Annotated in this window: 1 pseudogene; it reads left to right on the forward strand. The window is 65.3% G+C overall.

The annotated features are described in order from the left end of the window. Nucleotides 1-19 precede the first annotated feature (19 nt). Nucleotides 20-274, forward strand: a pseudogene (locus SB756_RS29945) (histidine kinase); the annotation flags it as partial.

Consider the following 274-nt stretch of genomic DNA (forward strand, 5'->3'; position numbering starts at 1 on the left):
TGCCAAGACGAGCGTGTAGATGAAGCGAATGCGTCGCCTGTTGGTTATCGGCTGCTTGTGGCTACCCTTGATCGCGCTGGCAAGGCCCGAGGCAGTGCCGAGCGTGGCCCTTGAACCCGCGCAGCAGCAGTGGCTGGAGGCGCATCGCAGCCTGCGGGTCGGCCTGGTGTTGCAGGCGCCGTATGCGCAGTTCGACCGCCGTCTGCAGCAACTTTATGGGGCCAATGTCGAGCTGGTGGACGCGTTGGCCCAGGCGCTGAGGCTGGACCTGACC

It is taken from the genome of Pseudomonas sp. SIMBA_068 (assembly GCF_046534705.1).
In the GTDB taxonomy this organism is placed as follows: Bacteria; Pseudomonadota; Gammaproteobacteria; order Pseudomonadales; family Pseudomonadaceae; genus Aquipseudomonas; species Aquipseudomonas putida.